This window comes from Ruegeria sp. HKCCD7251, from assembly GCF_013031165.1.
Lineage (GTDB): Bacteria > Pseudomonadota > Alphaproteobacteria > Rhodobacterales > Rhodobacteraceae > Ruegeria.
Genome location: NZ_WPZC01000002.1, coordinates 344,641 through 371,017 on the forward strand (window position 1 = coordinate 344,641; position 26,377 = coordinate 371,017).

Consider the following 26,377-nt stretch of genomic DNA (forward strand, 5'->3'; position numbering starts at 1 on the left):
CCCGAACGTGTCTTGCAAGAAATAGAACAGGCTTCGGTCGCAATACTGCGCGCATTCCAAACGGATTAACAGTTCGGAACCTAAGGGATCACAGCATTGTAGGTAAGAACCAAGACTGGGGACTAGCCTTGGTCTTCGCGCTTTTTCAACAAATAGACGTCCATGATCCAGCCGTGATCCGCCCGGGCGGTGGCGCGTGTGTCCACAATCTGCTGGGCGACCTTTGCCAAAGCCCCTTTGATCAGGATTTCCTCGGTCATGCCGACGTAAGCGCCCCACCAGATGTCATAATCCGCCATCGACAGGTGCTGGAATGAGCATTCCCCGTCCAGCATAACCGCGACTGTCGACGCATCCTGTGGCCATCCTTCATCCCGAATGCGCCGTCCGGTTGTGACAACATATGGCGCACCAAGGTTGTTGATCGGGATGGCATGAGCCGCAGTAAGGGCCTGCAAAGCAGTAATGCCCGGTATGACACGGGTCTCGGGGTAAGGGTTCAGCCGTGACGCGATCCTGAGAGAGCTGTCATATAATGACGGGTCACCCCAAATCAGCAACGCAACGTGGCGCGCGCCAGGATGGGCGGAAATCGCATCGCGCCAGCGCTGGGCGATAGCGTCATGCCACTCGTCGACGCCCTGTAGATACCCGTCTTCCGAGCGGCGTTCGGGGATGTCAAAATACGCGATTTGCGGCGGTGTGTCCGTTACTGCATTGATGATTTCTTCGCGCAGCCCGGCAAGATCGGCTTTGTTCTCGCCTTTTTTCGGAATCAGGATCAAGTCAGCCGCCCGAATGGCCTGCGCGCCTTGAAAGGTCACGTGGTCCGGGTTACCCGAGCCGATGCCGATCAGGGTTAGGTCAAACATCGTCAAACTCTGCCAACGGACCATAAAGGATCAGAGCTGGGGCTGTGCCGATTTCTGCCGCTAACTTCTCGGACAGTGCGCCGACCGATGATCGGTGCAATTTTTGGTCGGGTGTAGATACGGATTCAGCCATCAAAGCAGGGGTTTCCAATGGTAAGCCATGATCGTGCAACGCTTTGACCAGAAGGGGAAAAGTTCGCTTGCCCATGAAAACAACAGTGGTTGCGTCTGGGTCGGCCAATGCGGGCAGGTTCAGATTGTCAGGAAGTTTTCCGCTGACATCGTGGCCCGTCACAAATTGCACACGCCGGGCGGTCAGTCGCCGGGTCAGAGGGATACCGGCCGCCGCCGCAGCGGCAACAGCCGATGGAATTCCGGGTATGATTTCGTACTCGATGCCGGCTTCTCGCAGGGCGACAAGCTCTTCCTCGAGCCGTCCGAATAAGCCTCCATCGCCCGATTTCAATCGCACCACACGCGCACCGGTATTTGCGTAGTCGACCAGCAATCGGCTGACGTGATCCTGTTTGGGCGACGGACGTCCGGCCCGTTTGCCGACACCCACCAGATCGGCGTCGTCCCGCGCATGAGACAGGATCGGACCGCTGCTGAGATCGTCAAACAGCACGGCGTCAGCCTTTTGCATTCTGTCCACAGCCTTCAGCGTCAACAGTTCCGGATCACCGGGCCCCGAGCCTATGAATGAGACAAACCCGCTCATGCCGAGGCTTCCGCGATCAGGTGAAAGAACGTGCCGGTTACGTTGCCGCGTACCGACCCGGTTTGCGGTCCTTCAGCCCCTTCAGCGTCGAATACGCGTGCCAATGGCGCATCTGGCTGCTCGAGAATGGATGAATAATGGAACTCATGCCCCCTCAGCGGTGTCTTGGCGTCATAGCCGGGCATTGGGGCCAACAGTTCTGCCCGGCGGTACCCAAGGTTGAACTTGCGTTTCTCATAGGACGTGACCAGTCCCAGCAACCCTGCCATCTGATGCCGGGTGCCATCCTTGTCGATAAGGGCTTCTCCCAAGGCCATGTAACCTCCGCATTCACCGTGAACGGGCTTGGTTTCCGCGTGTTTACGCAGGCCGGACAGAAATGTTGCAGCAGCGGCCAGTGTGCCCGCGTGAAGCTCGGGATAACCGCCCGGCAACCAGACCAGATCCGCGTCGGGTGCGGGCGGTTCGTCCGCAAGTGGTGAAAAGGGCAGAATTTCCGCCCCGGCGGCGCGCCACCCTTCCAGCAAGTGCGGATAGGTAAAAGAAAACGCCGCGTCCCGTGCCAGCGCGATCCGCTGCGCAGGAGGCCGCGGCAGCGCGGATGACGATGGCCTCTTGGGGCCTGAGGAAGCCGCATTCTTGATGGCCTCAAGATTCACGTGTTCCCGAAGGAACGCGGCATATCCGACGATTGCGCTTTCAAGGTCAGGATGTTCAACAGCCTGAATTAGGCCCAGATGCCGTTCAGGAAGCGTCAGGTCGCCCCGGCGCGGCAAAACGCCCAGAACAGGCAATCCGGCGCGCTCCATGCCCAGCCGCGTCAAACGTTCGTGACGTGGGCTGGCGCATCGGTTCAGGATTACGCCTGCAAAGGGAAGATCGGGATTATACATCCGAAATCCCAGCGCGGTTGCAGCGGCTGATTGAGCCTGCCCTCCGACATCCAGCACCAACACGACGGGCCAACCCATCCGCTGCGCGGTTTCCGCGCTTGAACCGTGCCCAAGCTCGCCTGGTTTGGCAACACCGTCGAACAGGCCCATCGACCCTTCGGCGACGACGATATCCGCGCCCTCAGCTTGCGCGGAAATAGCTGTCAAAAGCGGCTCTCCCATCGCCCAGCTATCAAGATTGAACGAGGCGCGCCCGGCAGCCGCCCTGTGGAAGGCCGGGTCGATATAATCCGGCCCGCTTTTGAACGGCTGCACCGTCAGCCCATCTTCGGCCAGCGCCCTTAGAAGCCCCAGCATGACTGTCGTTTTCCCAGTCCCCGAAGACGGTGCGGAGATCAACAGGCCCGGAGGGTTAGTCATCGCCATGGCTCCAGCTTGACCACAGGCTATCCGCGCTTTGCGGGCGATAGCGGCGGTCGTAATCCTTTGAATACAGGCAGCTTTCGTCAAACCCTTCACCTGCCAATGAGGGGCCAACCAAGATCAGCGCCGTGCGCGAGATACTTTCGTCCAGCGCATCTTTCAGCGTTTCCAGCGTCGCGCGGATGATGCGTTCATCCGGCCAGCTTGCGCGATAAACAACGGCGACGGGGCAATCTGCACCGTAGGCCGGGGTCAGGTCGGCGATCACCTTGTCCAGATTGCCGATCGACAGATGAATGGCCAGCGTTGCGCCTGTGCGGGCAAAGTTTTCCAGAGTCTCGCCTTCGGGCATCGAGGACGCACGGCCCGGTGTCCGGGTCAGAACCACTGATTGCGCAAGCCCGGGCAGCGTCAGTTCGGTCCCCAGCGCTGCCGCTGCCGCCGCGAACGAGGGCACGCCCGGCGTGACGCTGACGGGGATCCCCATCTCTTTCAGCCTGCGAATTTGCTCGCCCATGGCCGACCAGACCGACAGGTCGCCGGAATGCAGGCGCGCAACGTCGTGGCCTGCTTTGTGCGCAGCCTCGATCTCGGCCATGATCTGATCCAGATCCATGGGGGCAGTATTGATGATTTGCGCCCCTTCGGGGCAGTGGCCAAGGATTTCCTCGGGCACCAGCGAGCCCGCGTACAGGCACACTGGGCAGGACGCGATGATATCGCGTCCGCGCAGGGTCAGCAGGTCGGCGGCACCGGGTCCGGCACCGATGAAATGAACGGTCATGATTGTCCTCCGATGGCTATGGCGCAGGTGGCCAGCCGGTCGTCCGATATGTGTCTGGGGGAAAGCAACCGGGCCTGAGGCCCGGCGGCCGCAAGGGCGGATGCTTCGGATACGCTGCCAGTGCCATATGTGGCACGGCTGCGGTTCGAGCATGTCAGGGTGCGTTGTCCGGCCAGTTCACCGGCCGCCACATAGCGCAAGGGCAGGGCCAGTGCGTCCGCAAAGGCCGCTAAGGCCGGATGCCCCTTTTTGTCGCTGGCCGTCGCCAAGGCTGAAACGTCGTGACCTATCGTTGCCGCTTCATAGGCAGCCCGCAGGCTTTCAACCGTCGCAGATGACGAAAAACCAAGGCCCGCGACAATCATAGCGTCACGCTCCACTGGACGACCGGGTAGGATGACTTCCACCCGCGGCGAGGGCCCAAAGCCGAAGCCTGCGCCAATTCAATCCGCAACAACTCACCGCCCAGCTTCTCGTGCCATTGGGTCAGCATTGCCTCGCTTTCCAATGTCACGGCGTTTGCCACCAACCGCGTCCCTGCCGGCAGTGTTTCACTGATCCATTCCAGAAGGGCGGTGCTCAGGCCGCCACCGATGAAAACAGCGTCGGGCTTTGGGAGCGCGGCCAAGGCTTCAGGTGCAGTGCCATGCACTACCTCCAGCCGGTCTTGCCCCAACGCGTCCGCGTTGCGCCGAATGCGGTCAGCGCGGTCCTTGCGCGGTTCGATGGTGGTGGCGCTTAGCGTCGGATCACACATCAGCCATTCGATACCGATCGAGCCAGTGCCGCCTCCGATATCCCAAAGGTGCTCCCCTCTCTGAGGGGCGAGGGCAGACAGGGTCAATGCGCGAATGGGCCGTTTTGTAATTTGGCCGTCGGTTTCAAAAATCTCATCGGGTTTGCCAGAGGCCTTGGGAATGGCGTTGCCGTGTCCCGCCACGTCCAGTGCAACGCAAACGGGGTGGTCGAAACCGCCTTGCAAGGCTTCGGTCAGAGTCAAGCTGTGGGATCGCTCTCGGGGGCCACGCAAAGCCTCCATCACGTGAAACTGGGTGTCGGCAAATCCGGTTTCGGTCAGATACTGCGCCAGCTCTGCGACCGCAGCCCCGTTGCGCAGCAGAAGTATCGCACGAAGCCCCGCTGCCAAATGGGGGCGCAATCGCGTCAGGGGCGCGGCGTGCAAGCCGAAGGTCTGAGTCCCTTCCAGCGGCCAACCCAAGCGCGCGGCGGCCAGTGAAAACGTCGATAGCCCGGGCAGAGCCGTCCACTCACCGGCCTCAAAATTGCGGGCAATCACCGAGCCTGCGCCGAACCAGAAGGGATCGCCCGAGGCCAAAACCACGGTCTTGCGCCCCCTCAAACCGCTCAGGATAGGCAGGCCGTCGGAAAATGGGACAGGCCATTCGATCCGTTCGGCCTTGCCTTGGGGTATCAATGCAAGATGGCGTGGTGGGCCCATGATAACTTCGGCCTGTTCCAGCACTTGACGGATTGCAGGCGAAAGGCCATCCAGTCCATCTTCACCCAAGCCCAAAACGGTCAACCACGGAGTATCAGACATGCCTAACCTCCTGATTCTTGGTGGTACAACCGAAGCGAATGCATTGGCTCAAGCCACAGCGGATCTGGGGATGCCCGCGATCTATTCCTATGCTGGCCGCGTGGACAAGCCGCGTCCGCAACCCTTGCCGGTGCGGGTTGGCGGTTTTGGCGGCGTTGATGGGCTGGTTGCTTACATTCATGACAACGAAATAACCCACATTGTCGATGCAACCCACCCGTTTGCCACCCAGATGAGCCGAAACGCGATTGAGGCCAGCGCGGTTGCACAAACTAAGCTCGCTGCGCTGACCCGTCCCCCCTGGGCAGCCCAAGCCGGTGACGATTGGCGCCACGTTCCGGACATTGCGGCGGCGGTTGCAGCGTTGTCTGGCGACCCTCGCCGCATTTTCCTGGCGGTTGGACGTATGCACCTTAAGGACTTTGCCGCACAACCCCAGCATCATTATCTGTTGCGGCTGGTGGACGCGCCCGGCGCGCTGCCCCTGCCGAACTGCGAGATTGTCGTGGATCGCGGGCCTTTCGACGAAGCGGACGACCGCGCGCTGATGCAGAGGCACGGGATTGAGATGGTTGTCTCTAAGAATGCTGGCGGAACCGGGGCACGCGCCAAACTGGACGCGGCCCGATCTTTGGGTTTGCCGGTCTTGATGATCGGCCGGCCGGTCCTGCCGCAAAGAACAGAACTGACGAGCGTTGCTCAGGTTCTGGACTGGTTGGATCATTCCTGAACCTCGGCCTGATCCTCGTCCGGGGTAAAGCGCGGCGTGTAGATGATGGGTGTTCCGTCCCGCTCGATCAGGCGTGTTCGCGAGGAACCGACCAGAACGACGGTTTGCATATCGGCCATGTCCGGCGTTGCTTCGGCCAAAGTCGAAACTCGGATCGCCTCATCTGCGCGGGATACGGCGCGGGCAAACAGAATTAACCGTTCGGGTTCGCATTCGTCACGCAGAATTTCCAGCGTTTTTACAAAGCCTTCGGGACGAGACTTTGAGCGTGGATTGTAAAACGCCATCGAGAAATCCGCCTGTGCAGCCAGACGCAGACGTTTTTCAATCAGCCACCACGGTTTTAGGTTGTCGCTCAGGTTGATCGTGCAAAAGTCATGACCCAGCGGTGCGCCCGCCCGCGCCGCAGCCGCTAGCATCGCTGTGATCCCGGGTAGAACGTCTATCTGGAGATTGCACCATTCCTCCGGCCCATTCTCCAACGCTTCAAACACTGCGGCTGCCATCGCGAAAACGCCGGGATCGCCCGAGGATACCACGACCACGCGCTTACCTTCCGCTGCCAATTGCAACGCATGCTGCGAGCGGTCGATCTCGACCCGGTTGTCACTGGCGTGCAGGGTCAGGCCGGCGCGTTCGGCGACGCGCGCGACATAGGGGATGTAGCCGACAACATCCGTCGCCTCATCCAGTGCTGCCGTAACTTCGGGTGTCACAAGTCCTTCGTTGCCGGGGCCGAGTCCAGCAATTTTGACCCAGCCGCTCATGGTCGCCGCCCTTGTCCGTGTACAATGATGATCGAGAAGTAAGGCGTGACCTTGTCCTCAGCTTCGGACAATTTCATCACTTTCTGGTTGGGCATCTGCGCAAATTCGACGATCCAAGCCCTGTCATACATTCCTGCCGTCCTGAGCGCCCGCTTAACCTTGTCAATGTTGCGACCGATCTTCATGACCACCAAAGCATCGGTATGCGCCATGCGCTGCGCCAGATCGTCTTCGGGCAGCGTGCCAACCAACACGGTCAATACGTCGTCGCCCCATGTGATCGGGTCACCCGTGGCCGTCCACGCGCCGGACATTCCGGTAATTGCGGGCACGACTTCCACGTCAGCTTTGGTTCGCAAGCGGTTGTAAAGATGCATGAAAGATCCATAGAAAAAAGGATCTCCTTCACACAGAACCACGACATCCTCGCCTTGTTCCGTCAAGGATTTCAAATGCGCGGCGCAGCCTTCATAGAAGGCCGACAGCATTTCGTTATAGCGCGGATCACTTAAGGGGATTTCGGTCGTTACCGGGTATTCCATCGGAAATTCCACGGCGTTTTCTGGGATCATCCCGTTGACGATCTTGCGTGCCTGCCCGCTGCGACCGGGCTTGCGGAAAAACGCCACATGTCGCGCGTTGCGCAGCAGGCGGTCGGCTCGGACGCTCATCAAGTCCGGGTCGCCGGGGCCAAGGCCAACGCCGTATATTTTGCCCGCTGTCATTCGGCGCGGCTCGCGATGGCGTTAACGGCGGCGACGGTGATGGCGCTGCCGCCCAGACGCCCCTTAACGATGCACGAGGCGACGGGTTGCGCCTCCCACAGGGCGTCCTTGGATTCAACCGCACCGACAAAGCCCACGGGACAGCCAATGATAGCGGCTGGGCGAGGACAATTGGGGTCTTCTAGCATGTTCAGCAGGTGGAACAGCGCGGTGGGTGCGTTGCCAATGGCGACCAGAGCGCCTTCCAAATGCGGGCGCCACAGCTCCAGCGCGGCGGCGGATCGTGTGTTGCTCATCTCGGCGGCCAGCGGGCGCACACGTTCGTCGTGTAGGGTGCAGATCACGTCGTTGTCGGCAGGCAGGCGGAACCGGGTCACGCCTTCGCTGACCATGCGCGCATCACACAGGATCGGTGCGCCAGCCTCCAGTGTAGCGCGTGCGCTGGCGACAAAACCGGGCGAGAAATGCACGAACTCTTCCAGCCCCACCATGCCTGCTGCGTGAATCATGCGAACGGCGACCTGCTCTTCATCGTTGTCAAAACGTGCAAGATCGGCCTCGGACCGGATGGTGGCAAAGCTTTCCTTGTAGATCGCCGCGCCATCGGTTTCGTAAGTGTAAGGCATCAGGTGAAATCCATATTCAACAGTGTTTCTTCGGTCAGGCCGGTCTGGCAGGGCTCATCCCCCGCTCGGCCTAGATTTACAAGATCAAAACGCCCAGCATTCCCGATCAGAGTCACATCGGCAGGGCCCATCCGCGCGCATCCCTTGGAACAGCCCGAGACATGCAGGTTGCCCGGTACGCGCGCTGCCAAAGCGCGGGCGATATCACGGGTTTCCACTTGCGCTTGCGGGCAGAATGGCGCGCCGGGGCACGCGTCGGTGGTCATCAACGGATCGGTGCCGTCCGTGACAAAGGCTGGAGCGGGTATCGCCGCCCCGCCTTCCAGCAGGACCAGACGCCATGGGGTGACACGCAGAGCTTGGGCCCCGCTGTGCGCGATCAGGTGTTTCAGGGCGCGTGCAGGCAGTTGCCCAAAGGCTGCACCATAGAGCGTCCCCTGATCGCAGGGCCCGGGTTGCAGCGGGGTGCCCACTGGGCCCGGTGTTGACCCTTGCCACTCCGGCGGCAAGTTCGAGACCACGCGGGCCATGCGCCTGCTTTCGGGCGAGTAGGTTTGGGAGAACCATGCGGCTAGGGCGATCAGATGGTCGATGGCTTCGGTGTCTTGGATCAGACGCCCGGTCTCGGCCCCATCGGCGCGCAGGATCATGCCTTCCGGACCGATTTCCAACCGGATATCAGCGGAATCACCTGCCAGCAGGCGCTCAGGTCCGGTGTCGATGGCAAAGCCGAATTTGGCGGGCAGGGCGGGCAATTCCGCCAACCGGTCAATCAGTTCCTGTGTCAGCCGGGCGGTCATGTCGCCAGCTTGATATAGGGGCGAGACCAGAATGTTGCGGCGCACCTCGATCCCCGGCTCGGCGTCCAGCAGGTTCAGCGCGGCCAGTTCGGCCAGCAGGGATTGATGATCCGCCTCGGCCACGCCCCGCAGCTGCAGGTTAGCGCGGTTGGTCAGGTCGATGGTGCCATTGCCGAAACGCTCGGCCAGATCACACAGGCCCATGGCCTGCGTGGCATCCAGACGGGCCAGCCGAGGCCGCACCCGTACCACCAGCCCATCGCCCGACATCATCGGTCGATGCGCGCCGGGGCACCAGCCCTGGACGATGGGCGCGCTCATCGCAGCCCCTCCAGATCGGCGCGGATCGAGTTTCGCCGCGTGTTCCAAAGCCCGGCCTCCATTAAGGCGCGGAACCGGTCCTGCATGGCCTGATGCGCCTTGGGGTTGGCCTCGGCCAGAAAGGCGTCGACGTCTTCGTTGCCCAGCGTGGCATCGTGGTAGAGGTCGAACAGATGCGGTGCGACGGTGCCCGATAGATGCGCGAATGAGGCCATGTGATCCAGTGTCGCGGCGATCTCGGCCGCGCCCCGGAATCCGTGGCGTTGCATCCCGGCGATCCAGCCCGGATTGGCGGCGCGGGCATGGACGACGCGGCTGATTTCCTCGGGCAGGGTCCGCGCTCGGGGGGTGTCGGGGTTGGTATTGTCCAGATGATAGAGCTGCGCCGTGCCGCCGGTAATCTTCTTGGCGGCGGCGAACCCGGCCTCGTGCGTGGCGTAGTCATTGGCCAGCAGCAGGTCGGTTTCCGTCAGGTCCTGTAGGTGAACAAAGCTGTCAGCTTTGGCGACGCGCTGGGTGATGCCGTCCTTGTCTTGCGCAATATGCTCGCCTTCCAGCGCGTAGGAACTGGCGTCCAGCCATGCCTCGCCCGCCTGCGCGCGCGCTTCGTCGGTGTAAATTTCCGACAATTGCGTCATGTTCACGCCATAGCTGCCAGGCGCGGGGCCATAGACGCGGGCGGCGGGTTCGTGACCAGAATAAGGGTTCCAGTCAGCGGCCTCGTCCCGCGCCGACAACGCCCGCACCGCCTGACCGTACAGCGCCGAAAGAGTCGGGAACACGTCGCGGAACAGGCCCGAGACCCGCAGCGTCACATCCAGACGCGGACGGCTGAGGTCGGTGATCGGCAGAACCTCAATCCCCGAAACCCGCTCAGACCTCTTGTCCCAGACTGGTTTGACGCCCAGCAGATGCAGCGCCATGGCAAATTCCTCACCCGCCGTGCGCATGGTGGCCGACCCCCAAAGGTCAACGATTAGGCCTTTTGGGTAATCGCCTTCCTCTTGCAAATGTCGCCGCACAAGCTCCTCGGCCAGTTTGACGCCCTGCGCATAAGCCGCGCGGGTCGGGACCGAACGCGGGTCGGTGGTATAGAGGTTACGGCCCGTAGGCAGCACGTCCGAGCGCCCGCGATAAGGCGAACCGGACGGCCCAGCTTCGATCCGCTTTCCGGCCAGCGCGTCGATCAGAGCGCTTCGTTCAGATTGGGCCGAGGGCGCGGGATCGAAACCGCCAGTGATTTCTGGCACGCGGCCGAAGATGTGCAGACCGTCGCCAAACTGGCTTTCCTTGATGTCGCAGACAAAGCGGTCGATGCGGGTGATTGCCTCGGCGGTGCAGGTGGCCTGATCCAACCCTAGATCGCTTTCCAACCCGATGGCCCGCGCCTCATCCCGGATATCCTCTTGCAGCCGGTCACGGCGCTTGGGGTCCAGACCGTCGGCATTCGAGAATTCGTCCAACAGGGATTCCAGCCGCACCATCCGATCCGGCGTGCCGCTTTCCTTCAGCGCGGGTGGGATGTGGCCCAGCGTAACCGCGCCGATCCGGCGTTTGGCCTGCGCGGCCTCGCCGGGGTCATTGACGATGAAGGGGTAGATCACGGGCAGATCGCGGATCAGTGCTTCGGGCCAGCAAGCAGCGGACAGGGCGACGGATTTACCCGGCAACCATTCCAATGTGCCATGCGCACCGATATGGATCAGCGCATCGGCGCGCTGGCATTTGCGCAGCCACAGATAGAAGGCGACATAGCTGTGGCGCGGGGTGCGCGACAGATCGTGGTAGTCGTCATCGCGCAGTTCCGGCGTGCCGCGTTCGGGTTGCAGCGCGACCAGAGCTTTGCCCCGGCGCAGGGCGGTGAAGTGGAATGCGCCGTCAGTGCAGGCGGGATCATCCTCGGGCGCGCCCCAGACCGTTTGCAGGTCGGTGCGCAGTTGTTCGGGCAGGTCCGCCAGTGCGGTTTGATACTTAGTCAGTGGCCATGAAATGCGCGCGTCCAGAAGCGTATCGGCAATTGGTTCGGCGGGCGCGGTATCGTAGCCCTCGGCCCGAAGGTCACGCAGCATCGCCTCGGCCGAGGCCAGCGCGTCCAGACCAACCGCATGGGCCATCTGCCAGTCCTTGCCGGGATAGGTGGACAACACCAGCGCAGGCAACCGATCGGATTTGGGTTTGTCCTGCAGATTCAGCCAGCCGGTGACGCGGTCAAGGATAGCTTCGATCCGTTCCTCCTCGGCCCGGTGGGCAAAGCGGGAATATTCCAGATGCGGATCACGCTTGCCCGGTTCCTTGAACGAGGCGATGCCTGCGTTGATCCGCCCGTCCACCTCGGGCAGAACGACATGCATGGCAAGGTCGGCGGGGGACAGACCTCGTTCCGCCTCGGCCCAGGCTTTGCGGCGCGAGGTGGCCAGCGCGACCTGAAACACGGGGACATTCGCTGCGTCCAAGGGCGAGGTACCAGAGGCGCCCTTTCCCGAGAAAGACGTGGCGTTGAGGATCGCCGACGGAGAAAGCGATACGATGGTGTCGCGCAGCCAGTCGGCGGCGGCGGGGGCTTTCAACGAGGGGGCGAACAGGCCCACAGCCTGAAACCCGCGCGCGCGCAGGCTGCGGATCAGGGCCGCCACGGGGGCGGTGTCTGCGGATGTGAGATAGGCGCGGTAGAAACTGACCACAACGCGTTTCGCATGGCCGGAAAACGCCTGTTCTGCCGGGATCACGCCGCGATCCGGGCACCAAACACCGCAGTCGGGGATGGTCTTGGCCCCCATCACCGGACCCGCATACAACCCCGCTGCCAGCGCCATCTGCGCCAAAGCGGCTTGTGCTGCGACCTCGCCCCCCGTGTCGCACAGATGTGCCAAGCGCCGCAGGGTTGACACGGGCAGGGTGGAATAGTCATCCAGCCGCGTATCCTCGCGCCCATCGGCGGGCAGCACGGCCACAGCAATTCCTTTGGCCTGCGCCAGCGCCAGAACCTGTTGCAAGCCATAGGCCCAATAGGGCACCCCGCCAATCAGGCGGATCAGGATACCCTTGGCACCCTCCAACGTCTGCTCCACATAGGTGTCAACGGACAGAGGATGTTTCAGCGCCGTCAGATTGGCCAGCCGCAGGGTCGGCATCCGCCCCTCGGGCCCGCCACCGCGATGCCAGCCCGCCGCGAATGCGCCTAGGTCACTGTCGGAAAAAGACAGCGCCACCAAATCCGCCGGGCTTTGGCCCAGATCGGTCGGGGTCTCGGATTCCTCGAGCCCGTGGCTTTCGCGGAAGACGACGTGCATGATTTACTCGGCGGCCTCTTTCACACCCACAAGGATATCACGGATTTCCGCTTCCTTTATATCGTCATGCTCGGCGATGATGACCAACCGCGAGCGGCGCGCCTCATCCGGTTCCCAAAGGCGATCATACTGATGACGCACGCGCGCGCCCACGGCCTGCACCAGCAGGCGCATCGGTTTGCCTTGAACGGCGGCATAGCCTTTGACGCGCAGTATGTTCAGTTCAGACGCCAGACGTTCGATCTTGGCCACCAGATCGGCCGGGTCGGACTGTTCCGGCAGTTCGACGATGATGCTTTCGAAATCGTCATGTTCGTGGTCGTCGTGACCGTCATGATGGCTGGGGCGCGCATCCATGTCATCCTCGGCGGCGGCTTCAAGGCCCAGCACGACGCGCACGTCGACGACACCTTCGGCAACCTCAACCACGGGCAGAGGGCGCGGGGCCTCGGCGGCGATGATCTCGCGCGCTTTGGCGACGCCTTCGGGACCGGCCAGATCGGGCTTGGTCAGCAGGATGATGTCGGCGCAGGAAATCTGATCCTCAAACACCTCGGACAGGGGCGTTTCATGGTCGATCGAGTCATCGGCCAGACGCTGAGCGTCCACGGCCTCGACATTCGGCGCAAAGCGACCGGCAGCCACAGCCTCGGCATCGGCCAGCGCGATCACGCCATCGACGGTGATTTTCGAACGGATATCGGGCCAGTCGAACGCCTTCAGCAGCGGCTTGGGCAGGGCGAGGCCAGAGGTTTCGATCAGGATGTGATCGGGACGCGGCTCCAGCGCCATCAGAGCTTCGATGGTCGGGATGAAGTCGTCGGCCACGGTGCAGCAGATGCAGCCGTTCGCCAGTTCCATGATGTTCTCTGCCGGGCAATCCGGGATCGCGCAGGATTTCAGGATGTCGCCATCGACGCCAACATCGCCGAACTCATTGACCACCACGGCCAGACGTTTGCCCTGCGGGTTCTGCATCAGGTGCTTGACCAAGGTTGTTTTGCCCGAGCCCAAAAAGCCGGTGATCACGGTGACGGGGAGTTTTTCCAAGTTGCTCATTTCTGGGCTCCAATCGGGGGAATGCGGGCCGCGCAGTTTTTGCGGAAATGTTCGGGGCGTTCGCGCCATTTGACTAAGCCGTCTTCAGTCGCAAGGTACTTGGTCGCACCTTCGACGATGGTTTCGACATGGTCGCTTTCATTCAGGTGCTCATACACGAACGTCCAGCGTTCGGGCCCACCGCGTAGAACGATGGAACAGCCCTGATCACAATTCGACAGGCATTCTACGGCTTTCAGGACAACGCCCTCTGGCAGCGTGGCCTGTTCAAGGGCTTTGTGCAGCAATGCGCCGGGCCGCTGCGCGTCGTCCTCGACGGGCAGTCCTCGGCGACAGGTGGTGCAGACCAGCAGCTCGACTGGTGCAGTATCGGTCACGTCTCTCATCCCCCCAAATCCTCTTTGTGGGGGACGGGGTCTCATGCGGGCCACGCGTTGCGACATGGACCCGACACCGGAACACCCCGTCCGGTTACATCTTCGGGCGTTGGCAGGTCTCCCGGCTTGCGGATATCGGGGCATAGCCCTGTCAGATGTCCCGCCTTCCCGACCTTTTTGGCCAGTGGCTTTGGGCACCCTCTCCGGTCACGGTCGCGGGGGCGGCTGTGTTTCACGGAAGATCCGCTGACACATTCCCTTTTCATCCATCCTAAGATGGACACCAACGGATCGGACATGCGGCACCCGGCAGGGGATTGTCAAGCGACTCGCAGATATCTGCGCTACCAGAGTGAAAAAGCGACCTGACAGCGTCGCTGGGCGGCATGACTTGGGGGCAAGCGTCATGCTGCCATGCCCTAAACAAGAGAGGTATGTCGCATGAAGGTAGGCTTTATCGGGCTGGGCAATGTGGGTGGCAAACTGTCGGGATCCTTGCTTCGCAACGGGATCGACCTGACCGTACATGATCTGAATCCCAATCTGGTCGCTGAATTTGTAGCGCGGGGTGCAAAGGCCGCCGAAAACCCTGTGCAGTTGATGCGCGACTGCGATGCGGTCATTACCTGCCTGCCATCACCCGCCGCGTCGGATGCGGTGATGCAAGAGATGCTGCCCAATGTCCGTACCGGCAAGATCTGGATGGAGATGTCTACCACCGACGAGGCCGAGGTCAAACGGCTAGGTGCCCTTGTTATCGAGCGCGGGGGCGCAGCGGTGGATTGCCCTGTGTCGGGCGGGTGCCACCGCGCTGCGACGGGCAACATCTCGATCTTTGCGGGCTGTGACCGGGATACCTTTGAGCGTATCCTGCCATTTCTGACGACAATGGGCCGGCGCATCCTGCACACCGGTGATCTCGGCTCGGCCTCGGTGCTGAAGGTCCTGACAAACTATCTGGCCACGGCGAATCTGATCACTTGCGCCGAAGCATTGGTTACCGCCAAGGCGGCCGGTATGGACCTGAATACCACGTATGAGGCCATCAAGATCTCTTCGGGTACATCCTTTGTCCATGAGACAGAAAGCCAGGTCATTTTGAACGGATCGCGGGATATCTCATTCACAATGGACCTTGTGAAAAAGGACATCGGTCTGTTTCAGGAGGTGGCAGACCGCGCCGGTGTTCCGCTTGAAATGAACCCGCTGATGATCCGCATTTTTGACGACGCCATCGCACGTTACGGAGAGCGGGAGCTTTCGCCGAACATCATCCGGCGCCTGGAGGATGCGACTGGGCTGGATGTCAGCGCCCCAGGGTTTCCGCCCGAGATGGAAGACGATGAACCCGAAGAGCCAGGGTACGAGGTCGTCCCTCAGGGTCGCAACGCCGTTTAGTTATTCATGAAGTCCGTCACCTTGCCGCCGCGCGCTCTTGTGCCACATATCTTGCCAATGGCCCCGTTCGGGTTTGTCGGGGCAGGGGGCGCCTCCAAAACCACCACCGCCATCAAAATCGGATTGCACGTCATCACTGGGCGACCGCTCTGGGGAGAGAGCATTCTGTTTCCTGGTCCTGTGGTCATGATCACGAAAGAGGACACAGCCGATGAGTTCGCGCATCGCATTCAGCAAATAGTGAAGCAGGAGCGCGAACCGTTCACCTTGGAAGAACGCAAGGACATCTGCGCGAACTTCTATGTTGAGGACTTGTCAGGGGTGGTCGGGAACCGTTTTGTCGAGATGGATAGCGACAACATGCGCGAGACCGAAATTATCGAACACCTCATCATGACCTACCGTGACATAAAACCATCGCTCATTTGGATTGACCCGGCGGTATATTTCGGCCCCGGCGAGCGATACGTGAATGACGGCGAGGCAGCTCTCATGATGGCATGTCGTAAAATCTCAAATATGTTCCAGTGCGCCGTGGGCGTCATTCATCACGTCAGCCAATCTGCAGCAAGAACTGGTATCGCCGACGCACACACAGGTCGAGGTGGTACGGCATTCGGAGACAATGCGCGTGGGATGCTCGTTCTGAGACCTCGCAAAAAGGTCGATAGCGAGGACCCACTGTCGAATGGCATCTCACAATCGGACGTGGACTTGGACTTGGTCACCGATATTCAGGTGGTCAAATTGTCCCACGGTCGACCTGTACGCGAAACTCTGTTCGTGAAACGAACCGACAACCGACCGTTTCGGCTGGATTTCATCCGAGGAGCAAAGGTAGCCACCTCACGCGGTCAATCAGTGATGATGAAGGAAGAACCAGGCACACCTGAGTTCTGGGATCACTACAAGCGGCTATTGAAGGGCAGGGAGCCAACGCCATCAAAGCGGACCGTTGAAGCATTAGCGCTCAGCTACTTTGAGAGTGACGCGTACAAGAAGCTTAAACCGCGCACCAAGTCTGACTATCGGAAGTACATCGAGCACATTCGCAAAATCTGGGGGAACAAGGATCCGGCCCGGATTGAGACGCATCACATCTACGAATTGCACCGCGCCAATGCTGAGCATTGGCGTCAGGCAAACTATCTGGTGCAGGTGATGGTCGTTCTGATGAACCACGCGCGGTTGATAGGGTATCTCAAGAAAGAGCAGGGCAACCCGGCCAAAGGGATTCCACTCTTTAAGCAGCAAAGCGATGGTTGGGAGCCATGGCCCGACGATGTGCGCGTAGAATTTGAGGAAGCGGCCACGCCGCGTGGCAGGCTGGTCTATGAACTTTGCGTGGGCACAGGGCAGCGCATAGGAGACGTCCTCAAGATCAGATGGAACCACATCAAAGACGGCGCTTACGACTTCACTCAGGGCAAGACAGACAAGCCCATGTGGGTGCCGTTAACGGATCGTTTGAAAGTATACCTGACCACAGTCGAAAAAAAGGGCCTGACTGTTATCACTGACGAGAAAGGCAGGCCAGTAAGCTACCGGACGATTGCGGAAGAAATGCGCAAGATCAAGGCGGGAATGAAGCACCCGGATGCATCGAAATACGTCACGCACGGGCTGCGCAAGAACGCGACAATCGAGCTTTATCAATCAGGTTGTGACGACGAGATGGTTAAGGCTGTCACGGGTCACTCCGGTGTCGAAATGCTGACGAAATACGGAGGACAATTCAGGCAAAGAGAGTTGGCGGCAAGGGCGCAGGATGCCCGAAATCGCTATGAACAGAACAAGACCGAAACATGAAAGTTTCAACGGTTGTTTCAAAAATCGAGCAAGTGGAGAAAAGCTATGGCGCAAGTCATTGAAAGTATTGGAGGCGAGTACCGGAATCGAACCGGTGTACACGGATTTGCAATTCGCTTACACCTATGTTTAATAATAAATTACAATGGCTTAATCAGTATTTTTGACGGTGTTAATAAAATTGTGTACAGCGTGGCCTATCGCTTGTACGCACAAGAAAGCCCCGCGTGGGGAACGTTTGACGGGCTTAAGGCAGCCAAATTCATCACGACAACGCCATCCCGCTTCTTCAGTTCAAAACTGAGCAACTGGAAGGCAGAGAGCTCGTTTATGCTGCACCGTATTGTTCGTCCATCTCCGCAATTCTTTCAACAAGCCAACCAATCAAGGCCGCTGGTGTGTCAAGATGGAAGACGCCATCAATAGCTTTGCGTGCTTGGTCAAGTCCAGTTTCGACGCTGGAGAAATCAACGGACGAGAGTTTCTTTGGATCTGCTCCAAAAACTTGAGACGTCAGCACATAGTAAGCGGACGGTTCTGTACGAAAGGCTCTAGACCAAAGGAATTTCCAAGAATTTGCTTCGTACAAAAATTGATACATTCTATCAGATCGAATTGATGTTTTGATGCCACCAGCAAACTTGATGTCAGATGGATCAACTTTTCCTTCTATCATTGTTCTAGCGTGTACCAGACGCTCTTGATTATCAGAATTTAAACTTTCGATTAGATGATCAAAGTAATCGTTAACCTCAGTGCCGTAGGAGGTTGTGTCTACGCAGATGATGTCAGGAGTTGAATACTTTATTGAAGTACCTCTTTTTTGAAGGCCTTTTTCAAATTCAGCCAGTTTAAGTGCGCTCTTTGGCCTAAGAAGTTTTTTCAAATCGTAATTGTCACCTAAGGTGAGCAACGCCAAATTCTTTTGTCCACTCAATCCTGACAAGCTATCAGGAATTTCAAAGTTCTCACTTTTTGATTGCGAGGTACCTCCACGGACAAGTGCCCCGCAATTCCACAAAACTGCGCGGCACAGCATCTCAAAAACGTCACCCCTAACTTTCCCAGTTTGACCAGCAGTAACCTGAAATGGAGCCTCTACCTCACCAAAGTAGGATGCATCAAACTCTTCTATATACTGTCCTGCGCTTGTTGCATTTGAGATCACCTTTTCCGCAAACTGCACAAGGGGTGTCGTTGGAGACTGCGCACGTGCAAAGCCAGGAATTTGATTGTCAAACGCGCAAGCCATCCCTGGGATTTGCTTGATGCGATAGAGCGTATCACGATCCTTCATCTTCTTTGATTGCTCTCGAATGTAGACAACGCAGTAGCCGTGTGGGCATGTGGCGCAGTCAACGCTAGGGTCGACTTCAAATGGCATGGGCAAACTCGAACGAATTGGTTTGCTTCATGCATATCTCAGTGGACTTTGGCGTGCCAGACGTCTTATTGTGCTTGAGCGCCTAACAACGTTCCATGCGGCGCAACGTGTTGACAGAGACACGCTGCGAAACTAGAACAAAAATAGAACATTGGCGCGCGAGCAGCACTAAGGAGAACGTTTTGCAAGGTTTGTCACTCTTCTCAGGCATTGGTGGTTTGTGCGAAGGTTTCAAGCTTGCAGGGTTTGATGTGCTTGGCGCTGTAGAGCAAGATAAGTACGCTTGTGAGAGTTACCGCGCAAATTTTCCGAATGTACCGCTCTTTGAGGGCGATGTTCAGGATTTCATGACTGGTTCTGTCGAAGAGCAGCATCTTAAGGAGATGGCGGCAGGCGGTGGTATTGAGGTTGTATTTGGTGGTCCACCTTGCCAAGGATATAGCCAGATAGGGCCCCGTGACGTCAGTGATCCTCGCAATGCACTCTACAAAGAGTTTTGCCGAATTGTGCGGGCGGTTCGTCCAAAGTTTGTGATTATTGAAAACGTTCCAAATATGTTTTTGATGAACAAGGGGAAGTTTAAAGACGACATATTTGAGGAGTTGAGGAATTCAGGTTACGGCAACATAGGCTGGGTTAAGCTAGATGCTTCCAATTATGGAGTTCCTCAAGCGCGAAATAGAATTTTCGTTTTGGCGTGCCCCTCAGAAGTAACGGATTTCTCTTCCCAGTACTTGCTTGACGAGACAGCGCAGTCATTAACGCGGACCGCCGTAAATGTAGATGATGCTATAGGCGACTTGCCCAAGACTGTTGCGCCAGGAAGTGGGCAAATTCTTTCATATGATGCAAAGGATATTTTAAGCAGTTATCAGAAAGAGATGCGCTTAGATCAAGTTGGTGAATTCTACGATAAGTCGTCCAAAACTGCTGTCTACAACCTTCACCAGAAAGAACTGGCACTTCATAATCATCATACCAAAGAGATTGGTGAGAAGCGTCTCGCACTAATTAAGCTCTTGGCACAGGGAGCGAAGGCTAATTCTCTTCCGAAAGAAGTGTGGAACCGTGCAAGGCCAGAGAAATGGCGAAGGTTTGATCCAAAAAAGCCCGCGCATACGCTACTGGCGCAAATGCACAGGGATTTGAGTGAGTGGATACATCCCCATCACGACCGCTGGATTACTGTACGAGAGGCCCTTAGGCTACAGTCGTTCCATGACGGGTTCGTCTTAAAGACGAGTGAGTGGCAACAATTAAAGCAGGTGGGCAATGCAGTGCCGCCATTGCTTGGGTTCGTTCCAGCCATGGCTGTTCGTCTTGGCCTTGCCTTACAAAAAGGCGAAGAAAGACCGTTCGAACCAAGTGGGCAAGCAAGCCTTTCCATCTAATTCTTGCTCACCACAATAGTGCTGCCGCGGCTTAGGCCTCCATTCAACCAGCTAAGTCTATCGCAGCTCGTAGTTTGCGATCATTGATATCAATGTAGCGCATCGTGGTGTTGAGGTGCTTATGGCGGGCTAGCGCTTGGATCACCCGCGCATTGATTCCTTTGTCAGCAAGCTCTGTGAGAAATTGGCGGCGACCACTATGCGAACTCGCCCCCCTGATGCCAGCAAGCGCGTAGAAGCGCGCAAACAGGTTGACTATGGTCTGCGCGCTGAAGCCGCCGCGCTTGGCGCTGAAGAACAGCGGTGCGTCATGTCTACTGATATGGCGGGGGTAGGCCACTGCATACTTACTCAGTATTTTGCTGAGCCGCTTGCTTACCAGAACGGTGTTTGCCTCGCTGCCTTTTGTCTGTTCCGCTCCCAAAAGGATCGTGTCACGCACTTGCCCGCTAGCTTCGTACACGTCTCCAACTCTTAGCGCGGCAATCTCGCAAGCGCGTAGTCCCGCGAAGAAACTGAATGCGAATATTGCGTGGTTGCGCGCGCTGTAGCGGTGCGCATTGATAACCGCCTGAACCCTTTTTTGTTCCGCCTGGGTTAGTAGCTTTGCTTGTTTCATTGATCACCTAAAATGTGTGGTTGTGTTTTAAGTCATTATAATTCCACACATTTTGCAAAACGATCAGAAAGTACTGCGATACTAAACCACTGATTTCCAAAGCGGATAAACCAAGATGTTATGGTCTACTAATTTCCTAACATTTTGGTTTTGGGCGGTGGTGTTTCCGTCACTGCTGCAATCCTGTGGTGCTCCAGCAAATACTCTTCAAGCTGATCTCTGACAGCATCTAAAATTTGAAGGTCACTGTCAGCGACACTGCCAAACTTTTGCCGCCGCAAATGGGCTAATGCGATCTTCACCTTCACAGCGTTAAGGCAATTGATCGCAACAGGTATTGAAAGATCGCCATTCTTTTTCTTTTGTACTGCGTACCAACTTTTGCTGCGTCTGCAAAAGCTTGTGCTGAATTCTTCAGCTGTCTCTACGAAAGCATTTTCGTTTAGTTGCTCGTAGACTTTACTCATTACTGACATTTGACTTCTCCTTAAGTTTGTCTTTCTGGCTGATAATGCCAACCTTTTTATGCCGCTGCTTCGCATCAGCAGCCGTTACGGCTCTTCGCCTCGCTATCGCTCTGCATTCGCCGTACGGCGTTTTCTTCAGTCAGAAGTTGCCTTCAAAGGTTTTTGGTTTGATTTCAGGTGAAGGCCATTTCGCAGAGCCAATAGATCACGCCTATATCTTGGCGTGATCTACCAGCGCGCTATTTCGCGTCGCTTTATAGGCTACACTCACCAAACCTCAGGGGAAGAGCAGGTTTTGCTATCATCTCAATTACAGGGGCATCATACGCACGCGCTGGAGCTGGTGTAGCAAAGCTGGGTCCAACGCGATGACGGGTACTGCTAGGCAGCGTGTCGTTCCGTCTCACTCAAATTCACGCATCTCTGCGCTACAACCTTTACGACAACAGTAAGCACGGTTCCGCTGTGGCGGCTTGCTTTGGGCATCCTGCGCGTGATGGCAGGGTAGACTGTTGAAGCGCATTACTGACAATGCGTTTGCTTACCGTCACACAGCAGAACGGGATCACAGCACGATTACAACTGGCGTGCCAACCTTATGGTCAGTTTGTTGTGGCTAAGGCGTGCTGCCTTAACCTGTTTATTTATCTTTTTGGCGCAGAAGGTGCGTGATTGCCTGAATATTTGGGTTTCTTTGGCTTGCTGGGTTCAGCGACACGAACGGGCTTTATTGGTGGCTTGGGGTCAAGCTCTGTTTCCTGCCGTTTGGCTTTGCGGCGCTTGCTTGCAGCATCTTCTTCGTTCAGTTTTTGTCGAATGCTTTCTAAACAGCTGTTGGCGGTCCTTATCAGCAAGCGCGCAATCCTAATGCGATCTTGTTGGGACAGGTTTTCCTGATTTGCCTCATAGGCTCGCAGGCTGCGATTTAGTCGTTCAAAGTTCATTTCTTTCTCCTCCCGCTATTTAGCTTTAACGGGCTAAGGAGTATTGAAACGGCAGCGTTTAGTTTCGTTTTGGAAATTGGCCGCGTCCAACGTTTTCAATGTAGTCCTTTGCGGCGGCTAAGTGGCGGTTGAAGCTAGCAGTTTGCCTGCGGCGAACTTCACGCTCCTCTTTATTGTGGTCTAGGCCATCACGTTTCAGCATTTCCACCGTCCAACCGTCCACAACCTTGTTCACATGCAAGCCTGCAAGCTCAGCCAGTTCATACTTCTTTTTGCGCTTCTTATGTTCCTGCCAAACGTCCCATACGCATAGAGTTTGATGCAGGGACACTAGCCGTACCTTAGCGGCGACGGGATACAACGCTCTGCTCACCTTCCGCGCTGCGGCCACATCTTTTTTGTGTTCGTTTAGTAAGTCGCGGAAGTTGCGAACCAGTTGTTTGGTTCTCACCTCAAGCGGGATCGTCAACGTGATGGTGCCGTCAGTTTGGTCGTTCAACGACCTATCTCCCAACTCTATGCGCCGCGCAGCTGGCTCTGCAAACAAGAGCTGTCCACGCGTCAGGTCGTCTTCAACTTTCGCGCTCCACCATTTCCAAAAATCCTTCGTGTCGTACGCGTGTACATCGCCAAAGTCTGAGTAGAGCTTTTTGTAACGACCAAGGCCGCCGCGGTCACAGCAATCCTTGTAGCCTTCGTGCCTCCGCAAAAACTCCCACCAGAAGTAAAACACGGAGCATTGCCAGGGCTCTGCATCGTGGAACGGTGGCTGGATGCGGGCAAGACGCTTTGAAATATATTCGCCCGTTTCACGCGAGCGTACGCCCTTGAACGGTGGCGCATGAATGAAGAGCTTTGGGCCTGCTCTATGTCGTCTATCATCCATATTAAAATCAAACAGTTATGTGAAAAAATAAACATTCAAGTAGAGCGTATTTCACTAAACGTAGAAAGTCAAAAAGGTACGTTAAATTGATGGTGTTGATGGCGATGAGGCCACAACGACAAACCAAACAAGCATTACAAAAGGATCTGAGAATGCAAAATTCTTTCGAAAAAAAAATCAATCAAACCGTGCAGAAATGGCTGCCAACCCAAAACCAGAGCGAAGCACCGCTTAGCGTGGAAAAAGCAGTAGCGTGCTATATGCTTCGCCCTGCACAAACTGTTCATGAAGAAGTAGATGCTGCCATTGAGCTTCTAGGTGATCTGCGCGGTGTTTATGGCGAATACGAGCAACTGCAAGTAAAAGCTAACATTGCTTTGTATGATTTTCTGCAAGGCGTGTTTAGCGTAATTGTGCGTATGAATGTGCAGCGCAAGGACCGCAAGGGCGCTGAGCTTGGCCGCCTGCGTACCGCTTTTGAAACAACGATTGCGCAACTTAAAAAGCAAGACCAAATCAGCTTTACCGCTGGCACTTCCTTCGAAGCAAAAGTGCTACGCTTTGTTTGTGGCGATATTACCAAGTCTCGTGAGAAGGCGTGGGTACGCGTGCTGAAAATCGCGCTGGCAAATAAGGATCTCACAAGCGGCAACACCTTTTTTGCCACTTGGTTGGCGGCTGAAGGTGGAGTGTATGAAGTAGCAAACACAAACAAAGATGGAATGAAGCCAAGTGAGCGGCATCAAGCGAATGTAGAAGAGGGGTTGAAGTTTGTGGACAGCTGGCTGGGCACAGAAGAGCATCAGCAGCTGAAAAACAAGTTTGCCTGTGAGCCCAATCTTCGCGACGACCAGTTTAGAGGGCTTTCTGTTGCTCTAATTCGCTACGACAATGAAGGAGAGCCTGAGTTAGTTTTTGAGCATGGCGAAGAGAAAACAATTGAGTACATGCTGGCGATTATTGGCAAGGCGCAGGATGAGCCCGTACGCGACAGAGCGGAAGTACTTGCTGAGGAAGCTGCCAAGATGAAAGCTTTCACAGACATTACAGGGTTTCCAGTTGAGATGCACCGCGAGTAACTGCCGCAAACCACAACTGCTCAAGGCCAGCGTACAGCTGGCCATTTTTGTGGCTCCGTATCTGTCTGTTTTTGATCGTATTTTTGACGCGAATGCAGCAGGCATGTGAGGCAGCAGAAGGAGTATAATCATGTCAGTACTTTCAAAACTCACCGTCAAATCTGTCACTCGTGCCAACAAACAGAACCCGTTAATGCAGCGTCGTCTGAAGCTCGCAGTTGCGGTGGATGAGCAGTTGAAAGTGGCAGAAGCCGCGATCAAAGGAGAACACTACGAAGTGCAGCGCAGGACGTGGGCGAAAAACGATTACGGAGACAGCGTGCTTGTTGAGCGTATGCGTAAAGTGCGGCCTTGGTTTTTTGAGCAAGACGGCGGCTGGTATGTACAGTGCAAATACGGGAACAAACCGCTCGCTCTAGGTAAGGGCAATGCGGTTTTCGTGAAGGCGTTGAAAGATGTGCAAGGCGCGCTGACGACTTTGAAGGCGGCTATTGACGCTGGCGAACTGGACGAAGCTATTAGCGAAGCAGTGCAAAGGAAGAAAGCAAAGTAAGGCGCTTTGGTTGGCGCGGCGTCCGTCGCGCCAGCTATTCACTTAACAGCTTGAGCAACGCCTCGTCACCAATCAAGCTGTCTTGCTTCGCAGCCAAAGCTTTCACCGTAATTTCTTTCGTTACGACGTAACCTTCACGCTCAGCGCCAATAGCTGCGAGCAGCCCAGCTTCATTTAACTGTCCGCCAGCTAGCATGTTGAAAGCTGTTTCCACCACATCGCCGTCGTTCACCTCCAGTTCCTTCTTTGGAATTTTTCGCATGTCGCGCCCGCTGTGCATTTCAGCATTCAGCAACGGGCTGTACTTGCTGTAGTATTTGTCCACCATGGTTGTGCTATTGCCCAACTGCCTGCTCAGTGCGTGCGTTGTAATTCCGCGCTTCAAGTCTCGCGTCGCATAGTAGTGTCGCAAGCTGTACAAAGTGCGCGCTTTGCCATCAGCGCCAACTTTCAAACCCAAGTCATCCAGCAGTGGTTCAAATGCCCGTCGTAAGCTCGCAATATTAGCCACTTGCCCCAAGCGTGTCGTAAATACATGTTCGTCGCTTTTGGCTGCGATGAGCTGAGCGAAGCTGTCGTAGCTTAGATTGGGGTTCAGCTTACTTTGTCTGTCCAAGTAGCCCTCCACAGTGTCTCGCGCCACTGCCGCTCTCTTCCGCGTTTTCCCGTCTACATTGACAACCAAATAGCGCTCTTCACCACTCGTTTGCCATTCAATGTTCTGCCAACGTAGTCCAAGCGCTTCTGTTCCGTGCCGCACGCCAGTATTCGCTAGGAATAAAACGTAGTTGCGCAACACCTCCCGCGTGGCCGCTGCCTTCTTGTTGCTGGTCTTTTTGTGCCAGCCACGCAGTGCCGTGTAGATTTTCTTGTATTCCGCGTCTGTAAAGCTGCCCCTGCTTTCGCTTTTGACGCCTTTGTTGAGCAGGGTAGGGCGCATTGATTGTACGAGCCATTTTTGAAGCACGGCTTCGTCAAATACTCTGTTCAATGCTGCGTTGTGATTGTTTATGCCGCTTTGCGAAAACGGTTTCTTGTTCGCGTCCGTGCGCCACGCGTCAAATGCCTTCAGCGCAGGCATATCAATCTTATCTACGTCCGTTTTGCCAAAATATGGGATGAGCCAGATACGCAGGGCTGAGATGTAGTCTTTGTAAGCTTGCTTGCCCGTCCCGTTTTCCAAAGCGTCTTGCATCCGCTTTATGGCGTACTCAGCAACATGTTTGAATTTTCGTGTTTGGGCTGGAAGGTTGTTTGCGATGCGCGCCTTGGTGTCGTGGTAAAGCTCAATCGCCCGCTCTTTCGCTTCCTCCAAGTCATCAGTCTTCGTGCTTTTGACGATGCGCTTGCCGTTATCCAGCGTCAGTCGCGCATACCAATTATCACTGCCGCTGCGCTTATCTAACTTCAGTTTTTTGTGCACATTTACAGTGCCTACGCCGTAGCTCATCGCCTGAAATCCTCGTTAAGTGTCTGTTGCTGAAAACTATACGGGGAAATGGGGTAAAAGTGCGACTGAAACTGCACGCGGACTGTGTACGAATTGTGTACAGAGTTAGGGCGACTACATATTGTATGCAACGCGCCGAATTCTGGGGAAATATACTAAATTTATGGAGGCGAGTACCGGAATCGAACCGGTGTACACGGATTTGCAATCCGCTGCGTCACCACTCCGCCAACTCGCCTTTTCAAGTAAAATCAAATACTTGCTGTGGTGTGAGGGGCGTTTTAACAGCTTTCGTCTGGGGCGTCCAGAGGGGTGCCTCAAAAATTCATGCAGAACGCTCTGGTTGGTTGTAGGTGCGCGGGAAATATTGGTTCTGCGGCAAAAGTTCTCTGCGCTGGCCGTTGCTGGTTCCTCCTTGATATGGCACAAGCGCATCATCCAAGGGAAA

General features: G+C 56.8%; 25 protein-coding genes, 1 tRNA gene and 1 riboswitch. Of the genes, 6 read left to right on the top strand and 20 right to left on the bottom strand.

What is annotated here, in order from left to right:
* Positions 1-122: 122 nt before the first annotated feature.
* Genes cobF through cbiE form a run of 6 tightly spaced genes read right to left on the bottom strand, consistent with a single transcriptional unit; the run spans position 123 to position 5,254 of the window.
* Positions 123-872, bottom strand: a complete 750-nt coding sequence (gene cobF / locus GOX75_RS07840; RefSeq protein WP_171122028.1) for a precorrin-6A synthase (deacetylating) — start codon at positions 870-872, stop codon at positions 123-125.
* Entirely contained in the window at positions 865-1,593 is a 729-nt protein-coding gene (gene cobA / locus GOX75_RS07845) for a uroporphyrinogen-III C-methyltransferase (RefSeq protein WP_171122029.1), read from the bottom strand. Before cobA ends, cobF begins: the two co-directional genes overlap by 8 nt.
* On the bottom strand, positions 1,590-2,912 hold the full coding sequence (locus GOX75_RS07850) for a cobyrinate a,c-diamide synthase (RefSeq protein ID WP_171122030.1): 1,323 nt from the start codon (positions 2,910-2,912) through the stop codon (positions 1,590-1,592). The genes cobA and GOX75_RS07850 overlap by 4 nt, the downstream gene beginning before the upstream one ends.
* Positions 2,899-3,693 (bottom strand): precorrin-4 C(11)-methyltransferase, encoded by a 795-nt coding sequence (gene cobM, locus GOX75_RS07855; protein WP_171122031.1) that lies wholly within the window; start codon positions 3,691-3,693, stop codon positions 2,899-2,901. The genes GOX75_RS07850 and cobM overlap by 14 nt, the downstream gene beginning before the upstream one ends.
* A complete protein-coding gene (locus GOX75_RS07860; RefSeq protein ID WP_171122032.1) occupies positions 3,690-4,058 on the bottom strand; it encodes a cobalamin biosynthesis protein in 369 nt (122 codons plus the stop codon). The genes cobM and GOX75_RS07860 overlap by 4 nt, the downstream gene beginning before the upstream one ends.
* A complete protein-coding gene (gene cbiE / locus GOX75_RS07865; RefSeq protein ID WP_171122033.1) occupies positions 4,055-5,254 on the bottom strand; it encodes a precorrin-6y C5,15-methyltransferase (decarboxylating) subunit CbiE in 1,200 nt (399 codons plus the stop codon). The genes GOX75_RS07860 and cbiE overlap by 4 nt, the downstream gene beginning before the upstream one ends.
* Here cbiE and GOX75_RS07870 point away from each other — a divergent pair.
* Positions 5,253-5,984, top strand: a complete 732-nt coding sequence (locus GOX75_RS07870) for a cobalt-precorrin-6A reductase (RefSeq protein ID WP_171122034.1) — start codon at positions 5,253-5,255, stop codon at positions 5,982-5,984. The two genes, cbiE and GOX75_RS07870, sit on opposite strands and share 2 nt — an antisense overlap.
* Here GOX75_RS07870 and cobJ read toward each other — a convergent pair.
* The 7 genes from cobJ to GOX75_RS07905 are packed head-to-tail and all read right to left on the bottom strand — an operon-like array spanning position 5,975 to position 13,958.
* Positions 5,975-6,751 (bottom strand): precorrin-3B C(17)-methyltransferase, encoded by a 777-nt coding sequence (cobJ, locus tag GOX75_RS07875; RefSeq protein ID WP_171122035.1) that lies wholly within the window; start codon positions 6,749-6,751, stop codon positions 5,975-5,977. The genes GOX75_RS07870 and cobJ overlap by 10 nt on opposite strands.
* Positions 6,748-7,476 (bottom strand): precorrin-2 C(20)-methyltransferase, encoded by a 729-nt coding sequence (locus GOX75_RS07880; protein ID WP_171122036.1) that lies wholly within the window; start codon positions 7,474-7,476, stop codon positions 6,748-6,750. The genes cobJ and GOX75_RS07880 overlap by 4 nt, the downstream gene beginning before the upstream one ends.
* Positions 7,473-8,102, bottom strand: coding sequence for a precorrin-8X methylmutase (locus GOX75_RS07885; RefSeq protein WP_171122037.1), 630 nt, complete (start codon positions 8,100-8,102; stop codon positions 7,473-7,475). Before GOX75_RS07885 ends, GOX75_RS07880 begins: the two co-directional genes overlap by 4 nt.
* Positions 8,102-9,223 (bottom strand): cobalamin biosynthesis protein CobG, encoded by a 1,122-nt coding sequence (locus GOX75_RS07890; RefSeq protein WP_171122038.1) that lies wholly within the window; start codon positions 9,221-9,223, stop codon positions 8,102-8,104. Before GOX75_RS07890 ends, GOX75_RS07885 begins: the two co-directional genes overlap by 1 nt.
* A complete protein-coding gene (cobN, locus tag GOX75_RS07895) occupies positions 9,220-12,513 on the bottom strand; it encodes a cobaltochelatase subunit CobN (protein ID WP_171122039.1) in 3,294 nt (1,097 codons plus the stop codon). The genes GOX75_RS07890 and cobN overlap by 4 nt, the downstream gene beginning before the upstream one ends.
* Positions 12,514-12,516: 3 nt before the next feature.
* Complete coding sequence (gene cobW, locus GOX75_RS07900) at positions 12,517-13,572, bottom strand: cobalamin biosynthesis protein CobW (RefSeq protein WP_171122040.1); 1,056 nt, start codon at positions 13,570-13,572, stop codon at positions 12,517-12,519.
* Positions 13,569-13,958, bottom strand: coding sequence for a DUF1636 domain-containing protein (locus GOX75_RS07905; RefSeq protein ID WP_171122041.1), 390 nt, complete (start codon positions 13,956-13,958; stop codon positions 13,569-13,571). Before GOX75_RS07905 ends, cobW begins: the two co-directional genes overlap by 4 nt.
* A gap of 84 nt (positions 13,959-14,042) precedes the next feature.
* A riboswitch (cobalamin riboswitch) is annotated at positions 14,043-14,252 on the bottom strand.
* A gap of 138 nt (positions 14,253-14,390) precedes the next feature.
* Between GOX75_RS07905 and GOX75_RS07910 the strand changes: the two genes are divergently transcribed.
* Together GOX75_RS07910 and GOX75_RS07915 are read left to right on the top strand one after the other, a co-directional pair.
* A complete protein-coding gene (locus GOX75_RS07910; protein WP_171122042.1) occupies positions 14,391-15,347 on the top strand; it encodes an NAD(P)-dependent oxidoreductase in 957 nt (318 codons plus the stop codon).
* A gap of 6 nt (positions 15,348-15,353) precedes the next feature.
* The gene (locus GOX75_RS07915) at positions 15,354-17,156 is read left to right on the top strand and encodes an AAA family ATPase (RefSeq protein WP_171122043.1); all 1,803 of its coding nucleotides are present in this window, start codon (positions 15,354-15,356) and stop codon (positions 17,154-17,156) included.
* Between the two features lie 328 nt (positions 17,157-17,484).
* Here GOX75_RS07915 and GOX75_RS07920 read toward each other — a convergent pair whose 3' ends face one another.
* Positions 17,485-18,453 (bottom strand): Cfr10I/Bse634I family restriction endonuclease, encoded by a 969-nt coding sequence (locus GOX75_RS07920; protein ID WP_171122044.1) that lies wholly within the window; start codon positions 18,451-18,453, stop codon positions 17,485-17,487.
* A gap of 269 nt (positions 18,454-18,722) precedes the next feature.
* On the opposite strand from GOX75_RS07920, the gene GOX75_RS07925 reads away from it, so the two are divergent.
* A complete protein-coding gene (locus GOX75_RS07925) occupies positions 18,723-19,931 on the top strand; it encodes a DNA cytosine methyltransferase (RefSeq protein WP_171122045.1) in 1,209 nt (402 codons plus the stop codon).
* Between the two features lie 43 nt (positions 19,932-19,974).
* On the opposite strand, the gene GOX75_RS07930 is transcribed toward GOX75_RS07925, so the two are convergent.
* From GOX75_RS07930 to GOX75_RS07945, 4 genes are all read right to left on the bottom strand, one after another.
* Positions 19,975-20,550, bottom strand: coding sequence for a site-specific integrase (locus tag GOX75_RS07930; RefSeq protein ID WP_171122046.1), 576 nt, complete (start codon positions 20,548-20,550; stop codon positions 19,975-19,977).
* 128 nt (positions 20,551-20,678) lie between these two features.
* Positions 20,679-21,026: a hypothetical protein gene (locus GOX75_RS07935; protein WP_171122047.1), complete on the bottom strand. Its 348-nt coding sequence runs from the start codon at positions 21,024-21,026 to the stop codon at positions 20,679-20,681.
* A 635-nt stretch (positions 21,027-21,661) separates the two neighbouring features.
* The gene (locus tag GOX75_RS07940; RefSeq protein ID WP_171122048.1) at positions 21,662-21,961 is read right to left on the bottom strand and encodes a hypothetical protein; all 300 of its coding nucleotides are present in this window, start codon (positions 21,959-21,961) and stop codon (positions 21,662-21,664) included.
* Positions 21,962-22,019: 58 nt separating this feature from the next.
* Positions 22,020-22,847, bottom strand: coding sequence for a hypothetical protein (locus GOX75_RS07945; protein WP_171122049.1), 828 nt, complete (start codon positions 22,845-22,847; stop codon positions 22,020-22,022).
* Positions 22,848-22,999: 152 nt separating this feature from the next.
* Between GOX75_RS07945 and GOX75_RS07950 the strand changes: the two genes are divergently transcribed.
* Together GOX75_RS07950 and GOX75_RS07955 are read left to right on the top strand one after the other, a co-directional pair.
* Positions 23,000-23,926, top strand: a complete 927-nt coding sequence (locus GOX75_RS07950; protein ID WP_171122050.1) for a hypothetical protein — start codon at positions 23,000-23,002, stop codon at positions 23,924-23,926.
* A gap of 130 nt (positions 23,927-24,056) precedes the next feature.
* A complete protein-coding gene (locus GOX75_RS07955) occupies positions 24,057-24,479 on the top strand; it encodes a hypothetical protein (RefSeq protein WP_171122051.1) in 423 nt (140 codons plus the stop codon).
* Between the two features lie 34 nt (positions 24,480-24,513).
* On the opposite strand, the gene GOX75_RS07960 is transcribed toward GOX75_RS07955, so the two are convergent.
* Together GOX75_RS07960 and GOX75_RS07965 are read right to left on the bottom strand one after the other, a co-directional pair.
* Positions 24,514-25,929 (bottom strand): tyrosine-type recombinase/integrase, encoded by a 1,416-nt coding sequence (locus tag GOX75_RS07960; protein WP_171122052.1) that lies wholly within the window; start codon positions 25,927-25,929, stop codon positions 24,514-24,516.
* A 164-nt stretch (positions 25,930-26,093) separates the two neighbouring features.
* Positions 26,094-26,167, bottom strand: a tRNA-Cys gene (locus tag GOX75_RS07965).
* Positions 26,168-26,377 lie beyond the last annotated feature (210 nt).

Coding starts and splice junctions, on each gene's coding strand:
- GOX75_RS07885 (WP_171122037.1), bottom strand. CDS start 8,102: ATGCCTTACACTTACGAAACCGATGGCGCGGCGATCTACAAGGAAAGC.
- GOX75_RS07915 (WP_171122043.1), top strand. CDS start 15,354: ATGAAGTCCGTCACCTTGCCGCCGCGCGCTCTTGTGCCACATATCTTG.
- cobM (WP_171122031.1), bottom strand. CDS start 3,693: ATGACCGTTCATTTCATCGGTGCCGGACCCGGTGCCGCCGACCTGCTG.
- GOX75_RS07940 (WP_171122048.1), bottom strand. CDS start 21,961: ATGAACTTTGAACGACTAAATCGCAGCCTGCGAGCCTATGAGGCAAAT.
- GOX75_RS07905 (WP_171122041.1), bottom strand. CDS start 13,958: ATGAGAGACGTGACCGATACTGCACCAGTCGAGCTGCTGGTCTGCACC.
- GOX75_RS07880 (WP_171122036.1), bottom strand. CDS start 7,476: ATGACAGCGGGCAAAATATACGGCGTTGGCCTTGGCCCCGGCGACCCG.
- GOX75_RS07935 (WP_171122047.1), bottom strand. CDS start 21,026: ATGTCAGTAATGAGTAAAGTCTACGAGCAACTAAACGAAAATGCTTTC.
- cobF (WP_171122028.1), bottom strand. CDS start 872: ATGTTTGACCTAACCCTGATCGGCATCGGCTCGGGTAACCCGGACCAC.
- GOX75_RS07910 (WP_171122042.1), top strand. CDS start 14,391: ATGAAGGTAGGCTTTATCGGGCTGGGCAATGTGGGTGGCAAACTGTCG.
- GOX75_RS07930 (WP_171122046.1), bottom strand. CDS start 20,550: ATGAAACAAGCAAAGCTACTAACCCAGGCGGAACAAAAAAGGGTTCAG.
- GOX75_RS07850 (WP_171122030.1), bottom strand. CDS start 2,912: ATGGCGATGACTAACCCTCCGGGCCTGTTGATCTCCGCACCGTCTTCG.
- cobN (WP_171122039.1), bottom strand. CDS start 12,513: ATGCACGTCGTCTTCCGCGAAAGCCACGGGCTCGAGGAATCCGAGACC.
- GOX75_RS07955 (WP_171122051.1), top strand. CDS start 24,057: ATGTCAGTACTTTCAAAACTCACCGTCAAATCTGTCACTCGTGCCAAC.
- cobW (WP_171122040.1), bottom strand. CDS start 13,572: ATGAGCAACTTGGAAAAACTCCCCGTCACCGTGATCACCGGCTTTTTG.
- GOX75_RS07920 (WP_171122044.1), bottom strand. CDS start 18,453: ATGAAGGATCGTGATACGCTCTATCGCATCAAGCAAATCCCAGGGATG.
- GOX75_RS07950 (WP_171122050.1), top strand. CDS start 23,000: ATGCAAAATTCTTTCGAAAAAAAAATCAATCAAACCGTGCAGAAATGG.
- GOX75_RS07870 (WP_171122034.1), top strand. CDS start 5,253: ATGCCTAACCTCCTGATTCTTGGTGGTACAACCGAAGCGAATGCATTG.
- GOX75_RS07890 (WP_171122038.1), bottom strand. CDS start 9,223: ATGAGCGCGCCCATCGTCCAGGGCTGGTGCCCCGGCGCGCATCGACCG.
- cobJ (WP_171122035.1), bottom strand. CDS start 6,751: ATGAGCGGCTGGGTCAAAATTGCTGGACTCGGCCCCGGCAACGAAGGA.
- cobA (WP_171122029.1), bottom strand. CDS start 1,593: ATGAGCGGGTTTGTCTCATTCATAGGCTCGGGGCCCGGTGATCCGGAA.
- cbiE (WP_171122033.1), bottom strand. CDS start 5,254: ATGTCTGATACTCCGTGGTTGACCGTTTTGGGCTTGGGTGAAGATGGA.
- GOX75_RS07960 (WP_171122052.1), bottom strand. CDS start 25,929: ATGAGCTACGGCGTAGGCACTGTAAATGTGCACAAAAAACTGAAGTTA.
- GOX75_RS07945 (WP_171122049.1), bottom strand. CDS start 22,847: ATGGATGATAGACGACATAGAGCAGGCCCAAAGCTCTTCATTCATGCG.
- GOX75_RS07860 (WP_171122032.1), bottom strand. CDS start 4,058: ATGATTGTCGCGGGCCTTGGTTTTTCGTCATCTGCGACGGTTGAAAGC.